The 20992-nt window shown below is 68.0% G+C and carries 21 protein-coding genes; 10 read left to right on the top strand and 11 right to left on the bottom strand.

Going from position 1 to position 20992, the window contains the following annotated elements:
- Positions 1–2: 2 nt before the first annotated feature.
- From RT91_RS15685 to RT91_RS22635, 3 genes are all read right to left on the bottom strand, one after another.
- A complete protein-coding gene (locus RT91_RS15685; RefSeq protein ID WP_011941898.1) occupies positions 3–635 on the bottom strand; it encodes a TVP38/TMEM64 family protein in 633 nt (210 codons plus the stop codon).
- Entirely contained in the window at positions 632–1408 is a 777-nt protein-coding gene (locus tag RT91_RS15680) for a glycosyltransferase family 2 protein (protein WP_007424799.1), read from the bottom strand. Before RT91_RS15680 ends, RT91_RS15685 begins: the two co-directional genes overlap by 4 nt.
- A gap of 227 nt (positions 1409–1635) precedes the next feature.
- Positions 1636–2244, bottom strand: a complete 609-nt coding sequence (locus tag RT91_RS22635) for a hypothetical protein (protein ID WP_007424798.1) — start codon at positions 2242–2244, stop codon at positions 1636–1638.
- A gap of 818 nt (positions 2245–3062) precedes the next feature.
- Here RT91_RS22635 and RT91_RS15670 point away from each other — a divergent pair.
- Positions 3063–3968: a helix-turn-helix domain-containing GNAT family N-acetyltransferase gene (locus RT91_RS15670; protein ID WP_231295370.1), complete on the top strand. Its 906-nt coding sequence runs from the start codon at positions 3063–3065 to the stop codon at positions 3966–3968.
- Positions 3969–3979: 11 nt separating this feature from the next.
- Here RT91_RS15670 and RT91_RS15665 read toward each other — a convergent pair whose 3' ends face one another.
- From RT91_RS15665 to RT91_RS21585, 8 genes are all read right to left on the bottom strand, one after another.
- Positions 3980–4828, bottom strand: a complete 849-nt coding sequence (locus RT91_RS15665; RefSeq protein ID WP_007421547.1) for a phosphodiesterase — start codon at positions 4826–4828, stop codon at positions 3980–3982.
- Positions 4822–5610 (bottom strand): inositol monophosphatase family protein, encoded by a 789-nt coding sequence (locus RT91_RS15660; RefSeq protein WP_035188297.1) that lies wholly within the window; start codon positions 5608–5610, stop codon positions 4822–4824. Before RT91_RS15660 ends, RT91_RS15665 begins: the two co-directional genes overlap by 7 nt.
- Positions 5607–6668, bottom strand: coding sequence for an ABC transporter ATP-binding protein (locus RT91_RS15655; protein WP_011941903.1), 1062 nt, complete (start codon positions 6666–6668; stop codon positions 5607–5609). Before RT91_RS15655 ends, RT91_RS15660 begins: the two co-directional genes overlap by 4 nt.
- The gene (locus RT91_RS15650) at positions 6668–7450 is read right to left on the bottom strand and encodes an ABC transporter permease (RefSeq protein ID WP_035188285.1); all 783 of its coding nucleotides are present in this window, start codon (positions 7448–7450) and stop codon (positions 6668–6670) included. The genes RT91_RS15655 and RT91_RS15650 overlap by 1 nt, the downstream gene beginning before the upstream one ends.
- Complete coding sequence (locus RT91_RS15645) at positions 7447–8313, bottom strand: ABC transporter permease subunit (RefSeq protein ID WP_011941904.1); 867 nt, start codon at positions 8311–8313, stop codon at positions 7447–7449. The genes RT91_RS15650 and RT91_RS15645 overlap by 4 nt, the downstream gene beginning before the upstream one ends.
- Positions 8310–9410 carry an ABC transporter substrate-binding protein gene (locus RT91_RS15640; protein WP_011941905.1) on the bottom strand — a complete coding sequence of 367 codons (1101 nt, stop codon included), beginning with the start codon at positions 9408–9410 and terminating at the stop codon, positions 8310–8312. Before RT91_RS15640 ends, RT91_RS15645 begins: the two co-directional genes overlap by 4 nt.
- A gap of 157 nt (positions 9411–9567) precedes the next feature.
- Positions 9568–10764 (bottom strand): outer membrane beta-barrel protein, encoded by a 1197-nt coding sequence (locus RT91_RS15635; RefSeq protein ID WP_013639679.1) that lies wholly within the window; start codon positions 10762–10764, stop codon positions 9568–9570.
- A 170-nt stretch (positions 10765–10934) separates the two neighbouring features.
- Positions 10935–11390: a hypothetical protein gene (locus tag RT91_RS21585; protein WP_152982849.1), complete on the bottom strand. Its 456-nt coding sequence runs from the start codon at positions 11388–11390 to the stop codon at positions 10935–10937.
- Between RT91_RS21585 and RT91_RS15630 the strand changes: the two genes are divergently transcribed.
- From RT91_RS15630 to RT91_RS15590, 9 genes are all read left to right on the top strand, one after another.
- A complete protein-coding gene (locus RT91_RS15630; RefSeq protein WP_035188278.1) occupies positions 11377–11718 on the top strand; it encodes a multidrug efflux SMR transporter in 342 nt (113 codons plus the stop codon). The two genes, RT91_RS21585 and RT91_RS15630, sit on opposite strands and share 14 nt — an antisense overlap.
- Before the next feature lie 174 nt (positions 11719–11892).
- Entirely contained in the window at positions 11893–12837 is a 945-nt protein-coding gene (locus RT91_RS15625) for an ABC transporter substrate-binding protein (RefSeq protein WP_007422474.1), read from the top strand.
- Positions 12838–12899: 62 nt separating this feature from the next.
- Positions 12900–13760, top strand: coding sequence for a choline ABC transporter permease subunit (choW, locus tag RT91_RS15620; protein WP_007422475.1), 861 nt, complete (start codon positions 12900–12902; stop codon positions 13758–13760).
- Positions 13757–15010, top strand: a complete 1254-nt coding sequence (locus RT91_RS15615; protein ID WP_011941908.1) for a glycine betaine/L-proline ABC transporter ATP-binding protein — start codon at positions 13757–13759, stop codon at positions 15008–15010. Before choW ends, RT91_RS15615 begins: the two co-directional genes overlap by 4 nt.
- 14 nt (positions 15011–15024) lie before the next feature.
- Complete coding sequence (betB, locus tag RT91_RS15610; RefSeq protein ID WP_007422477.1) at positions 15025–16488, top strand: betaine-aldehyde dehydrogenase; 1464 nt, start codon at positions 15025–15027, stop codon at positions 16486–16488.
- Between the two features lie 14 nt (positions 16489–16502).
- Positions 16503–18161, top strand: coding sequence for a choline dehydrogenase (betA, locus tag RT91_RS15605; protein WP_035188276.1), 1659 nt, complete (start codon positions 16503–16505; stop codon positions 18159–18161).
- A gap of 123 nt (positions 18162–18284) precedes the next feature.
- The gene (locus RT91_RS15600; protein ID WP_007422479.1) at positions 18285–19538 is read left to right on the top strand and encodes a sarcosine oxidase subunit beta family protein; all 1254 of its coding nucleotides are present in this window, start codon (positions 18285–18287) and stop codon (positions 19536–19538) included.
- An 11-nt stretch (positions 19539–19549) separates the two neighbouring features.
- Positions 19550–19804 (top strand): sarcosine oxidase subunit delta, encoded by a 255-nt coding sequence (locus tag RT91_RS15595; RefSeq protein WP_007422480.1) that lies wholly within the window; start codon positions 19550–19552, stop codon positions 19802–19804.
- A partial coding sequence (locus tag RT91_RS15590) for a 2Fe-2S iron-sulfur cluster-binding protein (RefSeq protein ID WP_035188273.1) occupies positions 19801–20992 on the top strand: 1192 nt, incomplete at its 3' end. The genes RT91_RS15595 and RT91_RS15590, both read left to right, overlap by 4 nt.

Raw genomic sequence — 20992 nt, 5'->3', positions numbered from 1 at the left:
AGTCAGACGCCGGCGAGTTCCGGCGCAATCCGGCGGCGCAGCCCGAATGCCAGCACGATCGAGATCACGAACAGCACGACACCCACGGCAAGTTCAACATCCCGCCCCACACGTCCGCCCGCGCCGATCAGGGCGAAGATCACGGTCTGCGGCACGAAGCCCAGCGCCGATCCGGCAAGGAACGGAAATACTTTCACGCTGGAGACGCCGGCGAGCAGGTTCAGCGCGAGATTGCTGCCCAGCGGCATCAGGCGCAGCGTGAGCGTGGCGGTGAACGGGCGCGCCGCGAGAGCGCGGTCGATCCGGGCCGCCCGATGGCCGAGCCGGGAACGCACGAAGGCTCGGCCGACCAGCCGCGCCCAGAGCAGATCGGCGGCGCAGCCGGCCAGCTGGGATGCAAGCGCCAGCGCCGTGCCCGGAATCACGCCCCAGGCGAAGCCCGCCGCAAAGCCGATCACCTGCCTCGGCATCCCGACCGCGCAGGCCAGCGCCCCCAGCGCGCCGAGTGCCAGCGCGTCACGCCAGCCGTGGCCGGGATGCGGCGCGAACAGCGCGCCGAACGGATGCAGGTGCAGCACCAGCGCCGCGCCCAGCAGCCCTCCCGCCAGCAGCGCCGGCCGGGCGAGGCGGATCACCGAGCCACCTCCAGCGAGGCCGGCGACCCGGCATCGGCCGCGCTTGCGCCCAGAACCGGCCGGCAGGCCCGCCGCTGCAACCAGGCCACGCCCGCGAGGTCGACGATCCCGACACGCAACCGGTCCCATGTCCCGTAATGCGACCGCCCGGCTACGCGCGGGCGGTGGGCAACGGGGTGCAGCACCGTCCGCCCGCCGATGCTCGCGAACAGCGCCGGCAGAAACCGGTGCATGTGGTCGAAGCGCGGCAGTCCGAGAAAGACCGAGCGCCGGAACAGCTTCAGCCCGCAGCCGCTATCGGGCACGCCGTCGTGCAGCACGCGCGCCCTGACGCCGTTGGCGATCCGCGAGGCGATCCGCTTCATCGCGCTGTCCTTGCGCCGGACGCGGCGCCCCGCCACCAGCACCGGCTCATCGGGCCGCTCTTCCTGCCAGGCGCGCTGGAGCATGTCCGGAATGTCGGCCGGATCGTTCTGCCCGTCGCCATCAATCGTGGCGATCCACACCGCGTTCGCGGCGGTCACGCCGGTGAGTATTGCCGCGCTCTGACCGAAACTCCCCGTGTGGCGCAGGACGCGAATCTCCGGCCTTTCCTTCGCCAGTGCCGCGAGCACCGCTTGGCTGTCATCGGTGCTGCCGTCGTCGACGAAGATGATCTCGTGATCGATCCCGGCCAGCGCCGTGCCGAATTCGGCCACGAGCGGCGGAATGTTCGGCGCCTCGTCGCGGACGGGGACGACGACGGCAAGCAGATGCGACGGCGGTGGTTCCATGGTCGGAGTCCCGGACAGGGTTGACGCGGGTGGATCCTGATCCGGAAATGTGAGCTCGATCTGACAAACGCGGGGTCGCGATTTTCAAATTGTATCCTGGTCCGCGCGCCATCGCGGGCATTGCGCCACGCAATAAGGTTCCATAATATTTCTTCTGCGACATTCAGACCAGCGCCGAGACAAGCCAGGGACAGCGACCGGTGCCGCCGTCCCTGGCTGAACTCCTGTTACAGCGCCCCTGTCACGGTGGACAATGCGCCGGTGACCGGCGCAAGCGGACTCGTGCTGCCCCCTGTCGCGCCGGACAACGTGCCCGTAACCGTCGATACCGTCGTGGTCACCGGCGCCAGTGGGCTCGAACCGCCCGCCGCGCCTGACAGCGTGCCCGTGATGGTCGATACCGTGCTGGTGACCGGCGCCAGCGGATTGCCTGTTCCGGTCGGCAGCGTTCCGATCGGCAGCGTTCCGGTCGACCCTGTCGGCAACGTGCCGGTCGCCGTGTCGAGAATGGTGCCGGCCGAGCCGGTCAGGTTTGTGAGCGTCTGGGTCAGCGTCGCCCCGCCCGGATTGCTCGTGCCGCCGATCGCGTTGCCCGCCGTCACCAGCGCCCCCTTCAGCGTGCCACCCAGCACGGGCACGCTGCCAGTGCTGTTTGCCACCGTGTTGACCACGCCGCCGACATTGCTGCCGACGCTCTTGTTCGACGTCGCCAGAAGCGTCGAAACCACCGGCAGCGTCGAGGTGCTGAGCGATCCGGCCTTGAGCTGGACCACCTGGCCGTTCGACAGCACACCAACCTGGATCGGGGAATTCGCCTGTGGCGTCGTGCTCAGCACATTGGCGCTGATCAGCGGCTTGACGCTGGACGAGTTCGTCGAGGTATTCAGGACCGAAACCTTGGCGAGCGCATTGGTGACAGGGCTGAGGAAGCTTGTGACGCCCGCCGCACCTGCCGCACCGGTTGCGCCCGTTGCACCCGTAGCGCCCGTAGCGCCCGTAGCGCCCGTAGCGCCCGTAGCACCTGTTGCGCCCGTAGCACCAGTTGCTCCGGTCGCACCCGTGGCGCCCGCCGAGCCCGTCGCCCCCGCCGAGCCTGTAGCCCCCGTCGAGCTACCCGTCGAGCCACCCGCCGTGCTTCCGCCCGCCGTGCCTCCCCCGCTGGATTTCGCTCCGGATGAACCTCCTCCGGTAACCGCGCCGGACACAGGGGTCACCGAAGGGCTGGAGCCGCATCCGGCGAGCGCCAGAACCGAACCCAAACCCAGGACATACAGTGTCGTGGCCAACACTTTCTTACGGAACGCCTTTGACATGAAAGCTCCACCTGCAAGTTGCAATGATTATTTTCGTCCGCTCAACCCTGGGGAAATCCGAGGATGAATGGCGATGGCAGTAACCTTTCATTAACATTGTAACGAAATACGATGTATTAATATTTTTTTAGATCATAATGTCTAAATCTTTATTCAAAATGAATCCGAATCGATCCGCCCCGCCGCCTCGGCACCTTCTCTCTCCCGGGATGCCGATCCAAATGGCTGTCTGCCGAACGCCAGAGAGCCAAATTGACGGTGTCTCGCCCCTCGAAAGACGTGCGCGAAGAAATGGTTGCTCAAGTCAACAATTCATGGCATTATTAATTATGGATAACGCAATGGATGGCGTCCGCGCGTTCAACCGTTTCTTCACCCGTTTCGTCGGCGCGCTCGACACCCGGTTCCTCGGCACCGAACTCACCCTCGGCGAAGCCCGGCTGCTCTATGAAATCGCCCAGGCGGAAGCGCCGCTGGCCGCCGACCTGCGCGCGGCCCTCGGCGTCAACGCCGGCCATGTCAGCCGCGTGCTGCGCCGCTTCGAGGAGCGCGGCTGGATCACCCGCAGCCCGGCCGCCGGCGATGCCCGACGCCGACCAATCGCGCTCACGCCCGCGGGGCGCGACGTCTTCGCCGATCTCGACAGCCGCCAGCGCAACGCCGTCGCCACCACGCTCGACGGCCTCGCCCCCGCCCAGCAGCGCGACCTGGTCGGCGCCCTCACCCTCGCCCGCATCCTGCTCGGCGACCCTTCGACCCGCCGCTTCGCCCTGCGCCCCTTCCGGCCCGGCGACATGGGGCAGATCGCCGCGCGGCAATCCCTCATCTATCGCGAGACCTATGGCTGGGGCCGGCAGATCGAGGTGATCGAGGGCGAGGTCACCTCCGCCTTCCTGCGCAACTTCAAGCCCGGGCGCGAACAGTGCTGGATCGCCGAGATGGAGGGCGTCATGGCCGGCTCGGTCTTCCTCACCGACGAGGGCGACGGGCTCAGCCGCCTGCGCCTGCTCTATGTCGAGCCCTTCGCCCGCCGCCTCGGCATCGGCAACGCCCTGGTCTCGGCCTGCGTCGGCTTCGCCCGCGAGACCGGCTACCGGCGGATGACGCTATGGACCCACACCGTGCTTGAAAGCGCCCGCCGCATCTACGCCGCGCACGGGTTCCGCATCGTCGATGTCCATACCCACGAGGAGTTCGACAAGCCGGTCCAGAGCGAAACCTGGGAGCTCGACCTCGCCGCCGGCTGACCCGCTCCGCCTCAGGTGGCCGCGCCGGCCCGCCGCATGCCCGGATACTCCGGCTCGACGACGAACGGATACGGCCCCGGCAGATCGCCCACGCTGTCGAGCATCGCCGTCAGCCCCTCCGGCTCGGTCCAGCGCAGCAGGAAAATGCCGCCCGGCTCCAGATGGAAATAGGCCCGCGCCTTCGGATCGAAGGTGATCTCGCTCTGGTGCCCCGCGGCGGCCGGCACGCTCAGCAGCATCGTGCCGCCATGCGCGGCATGGATCGCGCGGTGATGATGCCCCGAGAGAATGGCCGCGACATTTCCGTGCGCCGCCGCCCGCGCCAGCAGCGCCTCGGACGAGCGCAGCATGATGCTGTCCATCGCCGCCACCCCGGTGATGACCGGCGGATGATGCAGCCCGATCAGCACCTTGCGTCCCGCCGCCGCCTCCAGCGCCGCATCCAGAAACGCGAGCCGTTGCGGGCACAGCTCGCCATGCCCCGCCCCCGGCACCACGCTGTCGAGCATGATCAGCCGGAACGGGCCGATATCGGCGGAATACTGCACGAAGTCCGGATCCGCCGTCACCCCCGGCAAATGGCCCAGCGCCGCGCGGAACGCCTCGCGCCGGTCGTGGTTGCCGGGCACCACATAGACCGGGCATGGCAGCTTGCGGTCGAGCAGCCGGTTCAGCTCCTCATATTCGTCGTCCCGCCCGCAATCCACGAGATCGCCGGTGATGACGATCGCCTCCGGCGCCGGATCCAGCGTCGCCACCCGGCGCAGCACGCGCTCGGCCATCATGTTGGTCTCGACCACGCGGTTGGCCGGCCGGCCGACCGGGCGGACATGCAGGTCGGAAATATGGGCAATCAGCAAGAGTCACCTCGAAGAGTGGCAAGGGCCTCGTCGCGCAGCGACGGGTCGCCCAGGATCAGCACGGTCCCGTCGGTCTCGGCGTCGAGCCGCAGCGCCCGGCCCGACCAGTCGCACATCGCCCCGCCCGCCGCCTCGACGATCGGCACCGACGCCGCCCAGTCCCACGGCTTGTGCCCGGCCTCGGCGATGATGTCGATCGCGCCGAGCGCCAGCAGTCCCGCGGCATAGGCATTGTCGCCCCACGACACCCGGCGGCAGGCCCGGCCGAGCCGGTCGAACGCCACGCGCTGCGCCGGCGCGAACCATTCCGGCCCGGTGCAGGAGAGTTCCGCCTCGCCCAGCGCCGCGCGCCGCCGGCAGCCCGGCACCCCGCCGAACGGGCCGCTGAACTCGATCTGCCCGCCGGCCGCCAGCCACCGCTCGCCGGTCATCGGCTGGTCGATCAGCCCGAGCACCGGCACGCCGTCCTCGACCAGGCCGATCAGCGTCACGAAACTCGCCCGCCCGGTGATGAATTCCCGCGTCCCGTCGATCGGGTCGATCACCCAGTTGAACCGCCCGCGCCGGTCGTCGCCGAATTCCTCGCCGATCACCCCGAACCCCGGCGTGTGCCGCGCCAGCGCCGCGCGCATCGCCGTCTCCGCCGCCCGGTCCGCCGCCGTCACCGGGCTCGCATCCGCCTTGTCGTCGGCACCCACGCCGGCGCGGAAATACGGGCGGATCGCCGCCCGCGCGGCCTCCGCCGCGGCCTTCGCCGCCTCGATCGCGCCCTCGGGGATCATCCGGCGGCCAGCACCCGCGGCGCCTCCCCGTCCCACCAGATCGAAACCCGGCTGCCCTGTGCCACAGCGCCAGCCTCCGCACTCGGCATCGCCGCCGCGAGACTGAAGCCGCCATCCACCTCGATGCGGATCGACGTCAGCGCGCCGAAGAAAACCCGCGAGGCGACCACCCCCTCCAGCAACGCCTCCGCCGCCCCCGGCGGGCCGAGCCGCACCGTCTCCGGCCGCAGCAGCACATGCACGTCCGACCCCGCCGCCAGCCCGCGCGCCCGCGCCGCGGGCACCGCCCGCCCGCACAGCTCGACCAGCCCGGCCTCGGCGTCCCGCACCCGGCCGCGCAGTTCCGCCGCGGCGCCGACGAACCGCGCGACGAAGATGTTCGCCGGCTCGCCATAGATCTCCGCCGGCGTCCCCGCCTGGGCGATCCGTCCCTCCTGCATCACCACCACCCGGTCGGAGATCGACAGCGCCTCCTCCTGGTCATGGGTGACGAACAGCGTCGTCACCCCGGTCTCCTGCTGGATGCGGCGGATCTCGTCGCGCAGCTGCACCCGCACCTTGGCGTCGAGCGCGGACAGCGGTTCGTCGAGCAGCAGCAGCGCCGGGCGGATCGCCAGCGCCCGCGCCAACGCCACCCGCTGCTGCTGGCCGCCGGAGAGCTGGTGCGGATATTTCCGCGCGTGCTCGGCCAGCCCCACCAGCGCCAGCAACTCCGCCGCCCGCGCCTGCTGCGCCGCCGGCGTCTCCCGCCGCACCTTCAGCCCGAAGCGGACATTCTCCTCCGCCGTCATGTTCGGGAACAGCGAATAGGCCTGGAACACCATGCCCATGTTGCGCCGCGCCGCCGGCAGGGCGGTGATGTCGCTCCCCGCCAGCACCACCCGCCCGCCATCCGGCCGCTCGAACCCGGCGACGATGCGCAGCAGCGTCGTCTTGCCGCAGCCCGAGGGCCCGAGCAGCGAGACGAACTCCCCCTGCCCCAGCGCGAGGTCGATCCCGTGCAGCACGGTCTTGCCGCCATAGCGCTTCACCGCGCCGTCGATTTCCAGATGCGGCATCAGCGCGCCCCTCCGATCTGCACGCTGCGCCCGCCCCGGCCCGAGACCAGCACGCCGAGCATCGCCAGCCAGGTGATCAGGAAGCTCAGCAGCGTCAGCGCCGAGGCCTGCGTCGCCGAAGTCTGGCCGACATAGTTGATATAGACGGCGAAAGTGTTGAACAGCAGGATGTTGGCGAAGGTGAACTCGCCCATCACGATGGCGATCGTCAGCAGCGCCGCGCCCAGCAGCGCCGTCGTCAGGTTCGGCACCACGACGCGGAAGATCAGCGTCCCCCAGCCGGCGCCGAGGCTCTGCGACGCCTCGGTCATGGTGCGCAGGTCGAGCACGCGCATGCCGAGATCGAGCGCGCGATAGGTATAGGGCAATGCGAGGATCACGTAGGGTATCACCAGATAATTGGGGGTGCCGACCAGCCAGTCCGGCCCCGTGTAGAGCGCCGTCATCCCGGCGACCAGCGCGATCGGCGGCACCACGAAGGGCAGCACCGAGATGAAATCGAACACCGGCCGCAGCCGCGGCACCCGCAGGTTCAGCCAGAACACCGCCGGCACCAGCACGATGAGCCCGAGCAGGATCGTCTCCACCGCCAGCCGCACCGAGAGGAACAGGCTCTGCCAGAGCTTCGGCTGGTGGAACAGCGCCACATAGGCGGCGAACCCGTAGCGCGAGCCGCCTTCCCACAGGCTGAACGCGCCCGTCGCGAGCAGCGGGACCAGGAAATACAGGCCGAGCAGCCCGAGCCAGGCCTCCGGCAGCAACCGTCCGAGCACGCCCCTCATCGCCGCCCCCAACGGCCGATCCGCCGCGCTGCCAGCGCATAGACGCCCATCACCGCGACCATCACCACGATCATCCCGAGTGCCAGCGCCGCCCCGGTCTGCTGCGAGATCATCACATTGCCCGACAGCACGTTGCTGATCTCCACCGGCACCAGCGCGACGATCCCCGAGGTCAGCGCATAGGGCGTCGCATAGGCCGAGAAGGCGTTGCCGAACAGCAGGATGAACGCCGAGAGCAGCGAGGGGAGCAAAATCGGCAACCCGACATGCCGCCAGTAATCGAAGGCGGAGGCGCCGAGATTCTCCGCCGCCTCCCGCCACTCCCGCCGCAGCGCCTCCAGCGCCGGGGTGAACACGATGATCATCAGCGGGATCTGGAAATAGGCATAGACCAGCACGAGGCCCGGCAGCGAATACAGGCTGAATCCCATGCCGTAGAGATCGACCCCGACCGATTTCAGCCACACCGTGATGATGCCGAGGCTGCCCAGCGTCGCGATGAAGGCGAAGGCCAGCGGCACGCCGGCGAAATTCGCCGCCACCGCGCTGAAGCTCGTCACCAGCGAGCGGACGCCCCGCGGCATGCCCGGCCGCAGCACCAGGTAGGCGGCGATCCCGCCGGCGATCACGCCGACCAGCGCCGCCAGCGCCGACAGCACGAGCGAGTTGCGGAACGCGACCACCGTCTGCCCCTGGCCCAGCGCAGCGACATATTTCAGCGTCAGCCCGTGCTTGCCCGAGAACGCCTCCGCCAGCAGCATCAGCGTCGGCAGCACGAGGAAGGCGATCACGTAAACGACGAGCGGGCCGACGAAGGCGAGCGTCAGCCCGCCGCCCTCGCCGGCCTTGAACCGGAAACTCACGCCTTGACGAGCTTCGTCCAGTTGGCCGCCAGCAGCTGCTGCGCCTTCTTCGTCTGCGCGTCGTTGGCGAACACCGCCTCGCCATACGGCTTGGCCGGCGGCAGTTCCGCCATCAGCGATTTCGGAATGGCCCCCGCCTTCGCCATCGCCGAGAACCGCGCCGGATGGGCGAAGCCCTTGAGATAGAGAAGCTGCCCCTCGTCGGAATAGATGAACTCCTGCCACAGCTCGGCCGCCTTCGGGTGCGGCGCGAACTTGCTGATCGCCTGGCAGTAGAACGCGCCATACGGCGTCGCCCCCTCGGGAATGACCGTGTCGATCGGCGTCATCCCCTTCGCCTTCTTCGCCTGGGCGAGGTTCAGGTAATCCCAGTTGATCACCACCGGCGTCTGGCCAGAGACGAGGCTCGCCGCCGTCGCGGCCGAGGGGTTGAAATTGCCGCGCTTGGCGAGATCGGCGAAGAACTCGATGCCCGGCATGATGTTGTCGAGCGAGCCGCCATTGGCGAGTGCGGCCGCCACCACCGCGGCGAACGCCGCCCCGGCGCCGAGCGGGCTGCCGTTCAGCGCGACCATGCCCTTGAATTCCGGCTTCTTCAGGTCGGCCCAGTCATGCGGCACCGCCTTCGAGACCGAGCGGTTGATGCCGAACGACACCAGGCCGAAATAGTCGCCGTACCACAGCCCGTTCGGGTCCTTCATCGAGGCCGGAATGCTGTCCCAGGTCGCGACCTTGTAGGGCCGGAACAGCCCTTCCTGCGCGCCGTTCAGCGCGAAGGCCGGCCCGACATCGACTACGTCCGGCCCGCGCGACTGGTGCTTGAGCGAGCGGATCGACTGCAATTCCTGCGCCGAGCTGTCATCCGGCGCCGCGTTGTGGATGGTGATCCCGTATTTCTTCTGGAACGTCGCGATGATCTCGCCGTAATTCGCCCAGTCCGGCGGCAGCGCGATGGTGTTGAGCTGCCCCTCGTGCTTCGCGGCGCTCACCAGCGCGGGCGATGCGGCGCGGCCCGCGGCGGGCAGCAGGCCCGCGCCGAGCCCGGCGCCGGCGAGTTTGAGGAATGTGCGGCGCGGCGATGAGATCAGGTCGGCCATGTCTTTCTTCCTTGCTTCCTTACGTCCTCGACCGGCCCGCGCCCAAGCGCGCTGCCGATGCGGCGGCGACCATATAACCCGAGGCGACGGCCCCGCCCATAATGTCCGGCCGCCGCGAGGGGCGGCCGGATGTGAAGGTTTCGTGAAACGAGAAGCGTCAGAACACGATACCGGCGGCGAGCACGCCCATCACCTGGTTGCGGTCGGTCCCGCTGTTGCCGAAACCACCGCCGACAGCCGGCGTGCCAAGATCGGTCAGGTGCAGCAAGCCCACCTCGCCGCGGACGAAGAAGTGCCCCTTGATCCAGGACGGGGTGACGCCGATGCCGAAGCCGGACGAGTTGGCGTTCAGATACCAGGCCTGCGGCCCGATATTCTTGTAGTAGAACACCATGCTGCCGAGCGACCAGGGCGACTTGCCGAACTGGTAATTGGTGATGACCTCGGCGCCGAAATTGCTGGTGAACTTGTTGAGTCCAAGCCGGCTGTTCGGCTTGGAATAGACATACTGCACCTCGGGCACCACGTTCAGGTTGCCGTGGGTGTAGGAATAGTAAGCGCCATACATGTCCGAATTTTCGTAGGCCGGATTGTAGGCGTTATAGCCATAGCCGGTGAAGCTGTTGGCATAGGCCGTGCTGGTCGAGCCATAGGCATGGGTGTTCGGCCCGGTAAAGCCGACATTCTGGGTGCCGTAGAAGGACAGCGCGTTGTTGCTGTCGAACGAATAGGTCACCAGCTCCTGGAACGTGTTGAACACCCCGGTATCGAAACCGTCGCCGAAGGTCAGCGTGGCCGACAGCTTGCCATAGGTGTAGCTAGCCTGCACGCCGCGGCTCGACGAGTTCTCGACGTAGTAGAGCGGCGAGTCGATCAGGTTGGCGTTCTTCCAGTCGGTCGAGGATTCCCAGCCTTCCGTCGAATACACCTGGCCGACCGAGATGTTGAAATTCGCCGTCGGCGCCCAGGTGACGTAGGCGGCATAGACCGGCCCGAGCGAGAAGGTATGGGCGTTCATCGCCTGAGGCTGCACGCCGAAATACAGCGAGTCGTCCGGCTTGACGTCGAGGGTGAACTGGATCGGACCGGAGGATTTCGTCACCGTCAGTTCGAGAACCCGCGCCTCGGCCCCGGCGGACTTCTGGTTGCCCAGAATGCTGCTCGTGCCGGCGCCGGAAATGCCGTAGAAAAATCCGTCGAACCCGCCGCTCACATCGAGCGTGCCGAGCGGCCCGGCCTCGAATTTCTGCGGCGACGGCAGGTTCATCGCGAAGGCCGGCGATGCGAAGGCCATCAGCGCCAGCACGCTGGCTCCGGCGAGAAGCTTCCGGTCGATCAGTCTTTTCGTTCTCATTGCACTACCCTGTTGTTGTTGGAAAATCTTCGGTCTCTGTCGTGACTGGCATTGCGCCGAGCGGCGGCGCGCGTCGCAGATGCGCATCGCAACGGCATCTCGCCGGGCACAACCATTCTCCCTCCCGAAACCAGGTCATCGGGCTGTCGGCCGAATGGCAGTTCCACCGCTCAAGGAAACGATTTTCGCAAGACGTCCATGTTCGCAAAACCCCGCGCCACCAGCCATGAAACACCGCCGTGCACGAGAGACGGAAATCCTGCGGCTCTCACCTCCAACGTCAATCCCTGTTCATTTTCTTCCGCGATTATTCGATCTTTTCGCAATTGTATAAATTCTACGTGTACATCGTCACGTCTTGAATCGAATCGCTGTTTCGCTTGTTCAGATCCGACATTTCCTCCCCGCGCGACAAAATGCCGCGCCGCAAAATTTCGTTCCCAAAGCGAAACGAGTCCCGATCGCGCGGCGTCGGCCGTCGCACCCGTCATTATTCCGCTTCCCGATTTTCCTGAAATTTCCAGCAATTCCGCGATGATGTCAAACCGTCGCGGGCCTTTCCGGCGTCGTCGCGGGTTGACCGCCCCCCGCTTTGCGTCGATCATCGGCGGGATGAACGAGCTCAAGTCCTACTTCCTGCTCGCCATCGCGATCGCGTGCGAGGTGGCGGGAACGTCGTTCCTGAAGGCCTCCGACGGCTTCACCCTGCCGGTCCAGACGATCGGCACGCTGATGTTGTACGCAGCCGCCTTCTACCTCCTTGCGATCATCGTCAGGACGATGCCGATCGGCGTCGTCTACGCAATCTGGAGCGGCGCGGGCATCGTGCTCATCAGCGCCGTCGGCTGGCTCCGGTTCGGACAGTCGCTGTCCCCCGCCACGATGTTCGGCATCGCCGTCATCGCCGCCGGCGTCGTCATCGTGAATCTCTCCTCGGCCGCGCCGCCCCACTGAAGGGTGCGCCGCACAAACGGAACCATGCAAGCCCGGCGTCGGTTCCATGCAAGACAGTCCGTCGTCTATCATACGCTATACGCATGAAAGAACGATGAAAAATTCCAGGGACAGGGCAGGGACAGGCCGGTCGCGGGACCGCAACAGGGACTTTCAACGGAGCAGAGGAAAACAATGAAAAAATACACAATCGGCGCAGCGCTGGCGTCAATCACGATGAGTCTGGGCATCGCCCACGCGGCGGTTCCCGCCTCGTGCAAGACGATCCGCATGGCCAATATCGGCTGGACCGACAATGTGGTCCAGAACGCGGTCTTCTCGACGGTCGCCCAGGCGCTCGGCTACAAGACCGACATCAACCTCTACTCGCTGGAGGTGATGTATGCCGGTCTCAGCAACGGCAAGATCGACGTCTTCCTCGACAACTGGACACCGTCGCAGAACCCGACCACCACGCCCTACGAGAAGAAGCACGAGATCGACGTCATCGGCCCCGACCTCAAGCACGCCAAATACACGCTCGTGGTGCCGCACTACCTCTACGAGAAGGGCCTGAAGACCTTCGCCGACATCCACAAGTTCGCCAAGGAACTGAACTACAAGATCTACGGCATCGAGCCGGGCAACGACGGCAACCTGCATATCCTCGCCATGATCAAGGCGAACAAGTTCGACCTCGGCAAGTTCCATCTCGTGCAGTCGAGCGAGGCCGGCATGCTCGCCGAGGTCGCCCGCAAATACCCGAAGAAGAAGGACATCGTCTTCCTCGGCTGGGAACCCGAGCCGATGAACGTCGAGTTCCACATCAACTACCTCACCGGCGGCCGGGACTATTTCGGTCCTCACAAAGGCGAGGCGACGCTCTACATCAACACGCGCCACAACTACGCCAAGGACTGCCCGAATGTCGGCGTCCTGCTGCACCATTTCTACCTGTCGGTCGGCGACGAGAACAAGATGATGTACGACGTCCAGGTCAAGCATCAGGAGGCCCCCGCCGTCGCCGCCGCCTGGCTGAAGGCGCATCCCGCCTGGGTCAAGAAAACCCTCGACGGCGTCACCACGGTCGACGGCAAGCCGGGCGCGGCGGCGGTGCTCGCCAGCCTGAAGTCGGACTGAAACGGGTGAACCTCCGGCGCGCGGCGGCCCTCCACCGCGCGCCGGATCACGGAGGCTGACCGATGAACGGGCTAGATGGCGTCCAGCACTGGATCGTCCACCATGTCATCCCCCTCGGGGCATGGGCGACGGCGGCGATCGACGCGCTGAAAAACAACTTCCAGGGATTCTTCAACGTCCTTTCGGATGTGCTGGGTTTCCTGCTCGACAACACGACCGGCGCGCTCAACTGGGTCTCGCCGCTCATCCTGATCGTGATCTTTGCCGGACTGACCTGGTATTTCAAGAAATCCTGGAAGCTCGCGCTGTTCGTGCTGATCGCGCTCACCTTCGTGCTCAACCAGGGCTACTGGGGCCGGACGATCGAGACGCTCTCGCTGGTCGCCTACGCCACCCTCGCCTGCATGCTGATCGGCGTGCCGCTCGGCGTCGCCGCCGCGCACCACCCGACGCTCTACCGAATCCTGCGCCCCGTGCTGGACCTGATGCAGACGCTGCCCACCTTCGTCTACCTGATCCCGACGCTGGTGCTCTTCGGCCTCGGCAGCGTGCCCGGCCTGATCTCGACGGTCGTCTTCGTGGTGCCCACCCCGGTCCGCCTCACCTATGTCGGCATCGTCAACGTCCCCCGCCCGCTGATCGAGGCGGGCCAGGCCTTCGGCGCCTCGCCCTGGGAACTGCTCTGGAAGGTCGAGATCCCGGCGGCCATGCCGACGATCCTCGCCGGTCTCACCCAGGTCATCATGCTGAGCCTGTCGATGGTGGTCATCGCCGCGCTGGTCGGCGCCGGCGGTCTCGGCGAACCCGTGGTCGAGGCCATGGAAACCGTGCAGATCGGCCGGGGCTTCACCTCCGGTCTCGCCATCGTCATCGTGGCGGTCATCCTCGATCGGGTGTTCCGGCCGGAGCGCGAAAACGCATGAGCACCGAATTCGCAGCGCGTTTCGAGAATGTCGACATTCTCTTCCCGCCCGCCGAGGGCCGTGCCGGCCGCACCCGGCTCGCCGCCGCCACCGCCATGCTCGATGCCGGCAAGACCCGCGCCGACATCATCGAGTCCACCGGCGTCGTCGTCGGCGCCGCCGATGTGAATCTCGAGATCGCGAAAGGCGAGATCTTCGTCATCATGGGCCTGTCCGGCTCGGGCAAGACCACCGTGCTGCGCGCGGTCAACGGCCTGAACCGGATTTCCCGCGGCCGCATCCTGATCCGCCATGGCGACCAGACGGTCGACATGACCAACCCCGCCCCGGCCGCGCTGCGCGCCCTGCGCAACCGCGCGGTCTCGATGGTCTTCCAGCAATTCGCCCTGCTGCCCTGGCGCACCGTCCGCCGCAATGTCGAACTCGGCCTCGAACTGCGCCGCACCGGCGCCGCCGAAACCCGCGAGGCGGTCGACCGCTGGCTCGATCTCGTCGGCCTGCTGCCCTGGGCGGAGAAACACGCGCACGAGCTTTCGGGCGGCATGCAGCAGCGCGTCGGCCTCGCCCGCGCCCTCGTCACCGACCCCGACATCCTGCTGATGGACGAGCCCTTCTCCGCGCTCGACCCGCTGATCCGCAACAAGCTGCAGGACGAGCTGCTCTCCCTGCAGCAGAGCATGCACAAGACGATCATCTTCGTCACCCACGATCTCGACGAGGCGCTGAAACTCGGCAACCGCATCGCGATCATGAAGGACGGCCGGGTGATCCAGGTCGGCGCGCCGGAAGACATCGTGCTGCGTCCCGCCACCGACTATGTCGCCGAATTCGTCCGCCACATGAACCCGCTCACCGCCATCCGCGCCGCCTCGCTGATGCGCCCGCTCGATACCGGGGACGATGCCCAGGGTGCCCAATTCAGCTTCACCGACGACCGCTCGCACTACCGCCTCTCGCTCCGCCCCGACGGCACGCTGGACGGTCTTTCCTGCAACGGCGCGGCGATCGCCGTCCATCCGGTCGATGGCGAAACCGCGACACCGGAAGGTGCCGTCGGCATCGTCGAGACCACGCATCTGCTGAAGGATGTCGTCGAGCAGCGCCAGCGCAGCGGCCATCCCGTGCTGGTCGCCGAAGACGGCTGCATCGTCGGCTGGTGCGGCGCCAACGAGGTGCTCGACGCCCTCACCCATGCCGGCCGCGCCACGATGACCGACGCGAGCCCCACCCCCGCCCTCGCCCCCAGCTGAACCGGAGCCCTGCCATGACAGGCGAACCCCGCCGCAACTTCATCGCCGGCGGCCCGTGGTCGCGCGCCGGCCTCGCGCGTTTCGAAACCCGCAACCCCGCCACCGGCGGCGTGCTGGCCGAGATCGAGATCGCCGACGCCGAAACCGTCGCCGCCGCCGTCGCCGCCGCGCGCGAGGCCCAGCGCGCCTGGGCCGCCACCCCCGCGGCGGCACGCGGGCGCATCCTGCTGCGCGCCGCGTCGATATTGCGGGAACGCAACGACGAACTCGCCCGCACCGAAACGCTCGATACCGGCCGCCCGATCGCCGAAACCAGCGTTGTCGATGTCATTTCCGGCGCCGAATGCCTCGAATATTTCGGCGGTCTCGCCGCCTCGATCACCGGCGAGTCGGTCGATCTCGGGCCCGCCGCCTTCGGCTACACCAGGCGCGAGCCGCTCGGCGTCGTCGCCGCGATCGGCGCCTGGAACTACCCGCTGCAGATCGCCTGCTGGAAATCCGCCCCCGCCCTCGCCTGCGGCAACGCGGTGATCTTCAAGCCCGCGCCGCAAACCCCGCTGACCGCGTTCGAACTCGCCGCGATCTACCGCGAGGCCGGCCTGCCGGACGGGCTGTTCAACGTCGTCAACGGCTTCGGCGAAACCGGCCTCGCCCTCGTCCGCCACCCCGACGTCGCGAAAATCTCGCTCACCGGCTCGGTCCCCACCGGCAAAGCCGTCGCCGCCGAAGCCGCGGCCAGCCTCAAGCGCGTCACCCTCGAACTCGGCGGCAAATCCCCGCTCATCGTCTGCGCCGATGCCGATCTCGACAGCGCCGCCGCCGCCGCGATGCTGGCGAATTTCTACTCCTCCGGCGAAATCTGCTCGAACGGCACGCGCGTCTTCGTCCACCGCTCGGTGCACGACCGTTTCGTCGAAGCCCTCGCCACCCGCGCCCAGCGCCTCGTCATCGGCGATCCGCTCGATCCCGCCACCGAGATCGGCGCGCTGATCTCGCCCGAACACGCCGACCGCGTCATGGGCTTCATCGAGGCCGGCCTTCGCGAGGGCGCGCGCCTCGTCTGCGGCGGAAAGCGCCGCACCGAGGGCGTTCCCGCCGGCAACACCTTCATCGAACCCACCATCTTCGCCGGCTGCGCCGATGGCATGACGATCGCGCGCGAGGAAATCTTCGGCCCCGTGATGTCGGTCCTCGCCTTCGACGACGAGGACGACGCCATCGCCCGCGCCAACGCCACCCCCTACGGCCTCGCCGCCGCCGTCTTCACCCGCGATCTCGCCCGCGCCCACACGCTCGTCGCCCGCCTTGAAGCCGGCACCTGCTGGATCAATCATTACAACATCACACCGATCGAGCTTCCCTTCGGCGGCATGAAGCAGTCCGGCTACGGCCGCGAGAACAGCCGCGCCGCGATCGACGCCTATACCGAGATCAAGAGCGTCTACGTCGCCCTTGCGCCCGTGGACTCCCCTTACTGACGAGGCGTTAGAAAATGCCCAGCGAATACGACTACATCATCGTCGGCGCCGGTTCCGCCGGCTGCGCGATGGCGAACCGCCTCACCGAGGATGGCAGCGCCACCGTGCTGCTGCTCGAATTCGGCGGCTCCGACCGCTCGCCCTTCATCCAGATGCCGAGCGCGCTGTCGATCCCGATGAACACCAGGAAGTACGACTGGGGCTATCACAGCGAGCCCGAGCCGCATCTCGGCGGGCGGCGGATGCACACGCCGCGCGGCAAGGTGCTCGGCGGCTCCTCCTCGATCAACGGCCTCGTCTACATCCGCGGCAACGCGATGGATTTCGAGCACTGGGAGGAAATGGGCGCGCGCGGCTGGGGCTGGCGCGACGTGCTGCCCTATTTCCGCCGCGCCGAAACCCGTGCCGAGGGCGGCGACGCCTATCGCGGCGATTCCGGCCCGCTGCACACCAGCTACGGCCGCCTCGCCAACCCGCTCTACCGCGCCTTCATCGAGGCCGGGCGTCAGGCCGGCTACCCCGTCACCGACGATGTCAACGGCTACCAGCAGGAAGGCTTCGGCCGGATGGACATGACCGTCCATCGCGGCCGCCGCTGGAGCACGGCGAACGCCTATCTGCGGCCGATCCGCAACCGCCCCAACCTCACCCTGCACGCGCGCAGCCTGGTCTCGCACATCGTCTTCGCCGGCAAGGCGGCCAGCGGTGTCGCCTATCGCCGCTTCGGGCAGGACATCGTCGCCCGCGCCCGCCGCGAGGTGATCCTCGCCGCCGGCGCCATCAACTCGCCGCAACTGCTCAAGCGGTCCGGCATCGGCCCCGCCGCCGAACTCGCCGCGCTCGGCATCGACGTCGTGGCCGACCGTCCCGGTGTCGGCGAGAACCTGCAGGACCACCTCGAATTCTACTTCCAGGTCGCCTGCACCCGGCCGATCACGCTGTATTCGGCGATGAACCCGCTCGCCAAGGCGATGATCGGCCTGCGCTGGCTGCTGTTCCACGACGGTCTCGGCGCCACCAACCATTTCGAGAGCTGCGGCTTCATCCGCTCGCGCCCCGGCGTCGAATACCCCGACATCCAGTATCACTTCCTCCCCGTCGCCATCCGCTACGATGGCCGCGCCCACGCCACCCAGCACGGCTTCCAGGCCCATGTCGGCCCGATGCGCTCGAACAGCCGCGGCTGGGTCCGCCTGCGCGACCGCAATCCGGCGACCCCGCCGCGGATCTTCTTCAACTACATGAGCGAGAAGCAGGACTGGGCGGACATGCGCGCCTGCGTGCGCCTCACCCGCGAGATCTTCGCGCAGGAGGCCTTCGCTCCCTTTCGCGGCGCCGAAATCGCCCCTGGCGCCGATGTCACCACCGATGCGGAGATCGACGCCTTCATCCGCGGCGCCGTCGAAAGCGCCTACCACCCCAGCGGCACCTGCCGCATGGGCGATGCCGCCGATCCGCTCGCGGTGGTCGATCCCGAAACCCGCGTCATCGGCGTCGAGCGCCTGCGCGTCGCCGATTCCTCGATCATGCCGCGCATCACCAACGGCAATCTCAACGCGCCCACCATCATGATCGGCGAGAAGGCGGCCGACCACATCCGCGGCCGCGACCCGCTGCCGCCGAGCAACGCGCCGTTCCATCGCGCCGAACGCTGGCAAACCGCCCAGCGCTGACAGCCGGTGAGCGGCACGGCGGAAATGATCAGACGCATGTCGCTTCGATACAACCCCGGCGGCGTATCGCGCGATGTGCGGCGCGGTCCGGCATGGCATTGTCACTGCCGACAGGAGTTTTGAATGCAGCGTTTTTCCGCCCTTGCCCTCATCAGGCGCGCGCTCGACGGCCAGGCCGGCTGGCAGGCCCAGTGGCGCGATGCCGCCCCGAAGCCCGGCTATGACGCGGTCATCATCGGCGGCGGCGGCCACGGCCTCGGCACCGCCTACTACCTCGCCCGCAAGCACGGCATGCGCAACATCGCCGTGCTGGAAAAGGGCTGGATCGGCGGCGGCAACACCGGCCGCAACACCACCATCATCCGCTCGAACTACCTGTTCGACGAAAGCGCCGCACTCTACGACCACGCGCTGAAACTCTGGGAAGGCCTCTCGGCCGACCTGAACTACAACGTCATGTTCTCGCAGCGCGGCGTGCTGATGCTCGCCCACAACGTGCACGACGAACAGGTCTTCCGCCGCCACGTCCATGCCAACCGCCTCAACGGCGTCGACAACGAATGGCTCACCCCCGAACAGGCGAAGGCCTTCTGCCCGCCGCTGAACATCGCCCCCGGCATGCGCCACGCGGTCACCGGCGGCGCGCTGCAGCGGCGCGGCGGCACGGCGCGGCACGATGCCGTCGCCTGGGGCTATGCCCGCGCCGCCAGCGCCCTCGGCGTCGACATCATCCAGAACTGCGAGGTCACCGGCATCGACCGCGACGCCTCCGGCCGCGTCAGCGGCGTGCAGACCACCCGCGGCCCGATCGCGACGAAGCGCGTCGGCGTGGTCGCCGCCGGCAACACCTCGGTGGTGATGGCGATGGCCGGGCTGCGCATGCCGCTCGAAAGCTTCCCGCTGCAGGCGCTGGTCTCCGAGCCGGTGAAGCCGTGCTTTCCCTGCGTCGTCATGTCGAACACGATCCACGCCTATATCAGCCAGTCGGACAAGGGCGAGCTGGTCATCGGCGCCGGCACGGATGCCTACATCTCCTACAGCCAGCGCGGCGCGCTGCACATCTCGATGCACACGCTGGAGGCGATCTGCGAGCTGTTCCCGATGTTCCGCCGCATGCGCATGCTGCGCAACTGGGGCGGCATCGTCGACGTCACGCCGGACCGCTCGCCGATCATCGCGAAAACGCCGGTCCCCGGCCTCTACGTCAATTGCGGCTGGGGCACCGGCGGCTTCAAGGCCACGCCCGGCTCCGCCGATCTCTTCGCCCACACCATCGCCCGCGACGAACCGCACCCGATCAACGCGCCCTTCAGCCTCGAGCGTTTCGCCGAGGGCCGGCTGATCGACGAGGCCGCCGCCGCCGCGGTCGCGCACTGAGGAGTCCCGCCATGCTGCTGATCCCCTGCCCGCATTGCGGCGACCGTCCGGAAATCGAGTTCGCCTATGGCGGCGAGGCCCACCGCGTCCGCGCCGCCGACCCGCGCGCCGTCGATGACGCGGGCTGGACCGACTATCTCTACATCCGCCGCAACGCCCGCGGCGATTTCGAGGAACGCTGGCGCCACGCCCATGGCTGCGGCCGCTTCTTCAACCTCCGCCGCAACACCTACACCGACATGATCGACCGCGGAGCCGCACGATGAGCCAGAGCTTCCGGCTTGCCGAGGGCGGGCGGATCGACCGCTCCCGCACCCTCGCCTTCCGTTTCGACGGCCGCGCCTATGCCGGCCATCCGGGCGACACGCTGGCCTCGGCCCTGCTCGCCAACGGCGTCCACCTGGTCGGCCGTTCCTTCAAGTATCATCGTCCGCGCGGCATCCTGACCGCCGGCGCCGAGGAGCCGAACGCCCTGGTCGGCGTCGGCCGCGACGAGGGGCACTACACCCCCAACCTGCGCGCCACCCAGGTCGTCCTGCATGATGGCCTGGTCGCCGAAAGCCAGAACCGCTCCCCCTCGCTCGAACGCGACTTCGCCGGCCTCACCGACCTGTTCTGGAAATTCATCCCCGCCGGCTTCTACTACAAGACCTTCATGTGGCCGAAGGCGGCGTGGACGCGGTTCTTCGAGCCGCGCATCCGCGCCATGGCCGGCCTCGGCCGCGCCCCGGAGGCGGCGGACGCCGCCTGCTACGCCCAGCGCTACGCCCATTGCGACGTGCTGGTGGTCGGCGCCGGCCCCGCCGGCATCGAGGCCGCCCTCGCCGCCGCGTCCTCCGGCGCGCGGGTGATCCTGTGCGACGAACAGGCCGAGCTTGGCGGCGCCCTCCTCGCCGAGACGGATGCGACGCTCGATGGCACCAATGCAGCGAGCTTCCTCGCCACCCGCCTGAGCTGGCTGCAGGCCGCCGGCCAGGTCACCATCCTGCCGCGCACCATCGCCTTCGGCTATTTCCCGCACAACATGATCGGCCTCGCCCAGGACCTCACCGATCATCTCGGCGAACCCGACGACACCCAGCCCCGCGGCCGGCTCTGGCAGGTCCGCGCCCGCGAGGTGGTGATCGCCACCGGCGCCATCGAGCGCCCCCTCGCCTTCCCCGACAACGACCGCCCCGGCATCATGCTGGCCGACGCCGCGCGCACCTACGTCACCCGCTACGGCGTGCTGCCGGGCCGCAACGCCGTCGTCTTCACCGCGCACGATTCCGCCTATGCCGCCGCCCTCGCCCTGCACCGCGCCGGCGCCCGCATCGCCGCGATCGCCGATCTCCGGCCCGATCCGTCCGGCGAACTGGTCGAGGCCGCCCGCGCCGCCGGCCTGCCGGTCCGCCCCGGCTGCACCCTCACCGGCACCGAGGGGCGGCTGCGCGTCACCGCCGCCACCATCGCGC

Source organism: Acidiphilium sp. JA12-A1 (assembly GCF_000724705.2).
GTDB classification, from domain to species: domain Bacteria; phylum Pseudomonadota; class Alphaproteobacteria; order Acetobacterales; family Acetobacteraceae; genus Acidiphilium; species Acidiphilium multivorum.
This window is presented reverse-complemented; position numbering and strand designations above follow the sequence as displayed.

What these genes read in the sequence shown, in the direction of transcription:
- RT91_RS15680 (WP_007424799.1), bottom strand. Translation starts at nt 1,408, where the DNA reads ATGGAACCACCGCCGTCGCATCTGCTTGCCGTCGTCGTCCCCGTCCGC.
- RT91_RS15670 (WP_231295370.1), top strand. Translation starts at nt 3,063, where the DNA reads ATGGATGGCGTCCGCGCGTTCAACCGTTTCTTCACCCGTTTCGTCGGC.
- RT91_RS15660 (WP_035188297.1), bottom strand. Translation starts at nt 5,610, where the DNA reads ATGATCCCCGAGGGCGCGATCGAGGCGGCGAAGGCCGCGGCGGAGGCC.
- RT91_RS15655 (WP_011941903.1), bottom strand. Translation starts at nt 6,668, where the DNA reads ATGCCGCATCTGGAAATCGACGGCGCGGTGAAGCGCTATGGCGGCAAG.
- RT91_RS15650 (WP_035188285.1), bottom strand. Translation starts at nt 7,450, where the DNA reads ATGAGGGGCGTGCTCGGACGGTTGCTGCCGGAGGCCTGGCTCGGGCTG.
- RT91_RS15640 (WP_011941905.1), bottom strand. Translation starts at nt 9,410, where the DNA reads ATGGCCGACCTGATCTCATCGCCGCGCCGCACATTCCTCAAACTCGCC.
- RT91_RS15635 (WP_013639679.1), bottom strand. Translation starts at nt 10,764, where the DNA reads ATGAGAACGAAAAGACTGATCGACCGGAAGCTTCTCGCCGGAGCCAGC.
- RT91_RS15630 (WP_035188278.1), top strand. Translation starts at nt 11,377, where the DNA reads ATGAACGAGCTCAAGTCCTACTTCCTGCTCGCCATCGCGATCGCGTGC.
- RT91_RS15625 (WP_007422474.1), top strand. Translation starts at nt 11,893, where the DNA reads ATGAAAAAATACACAATCGGCGCAGCGCTGGCGTCAATCACGATGAGT.
- choW (WP_007422475.1), top strand. Translation starts at nt 12,900, where the DNA reads ATGAACGGGCTAGATGGCGTCCAGCACTGGATCGTCCACCATGTCATC.
- RT91_RS15615 (WP_011941908.1), top strand. Translation starts at nt 13,757, where the DNA reads ATGAGCACCGAATTCGCAGCGCGTTTCGAGAATGTCGACATTCTCTTC.
- betB (WP_007422477.1), top strand. Translation starts at nt 15,025, where the DNA reads ATGACAGGCGAACCCCGCCGCAACTTCATCGCCGGCGGCCCGTGGTCG.
- betA (WP_035188276.1), top strand. Translation starts at nt 16,503, where the DNA reads ATGCCCAGCGAATACGACTACATCATCGTCGGCGCCGGTTCCGCCGGC.
- RT91_RS15600 (WP_007422479.1), top strand. Translation starts at nt 18,285, where the DNA reads ATGCAGCGTTTTTCCGCCCTTGCCCTCATCAGGCGCGCGCTCGACGGC.
- RT91_RS15595 (WP_007422480.1), top strand. Translation starts at nt 19,550, where the DNA reads ATGCTGCTGATCCCCTGCCCGCATTGCGGCGACCGTCCGGAAATCGAG.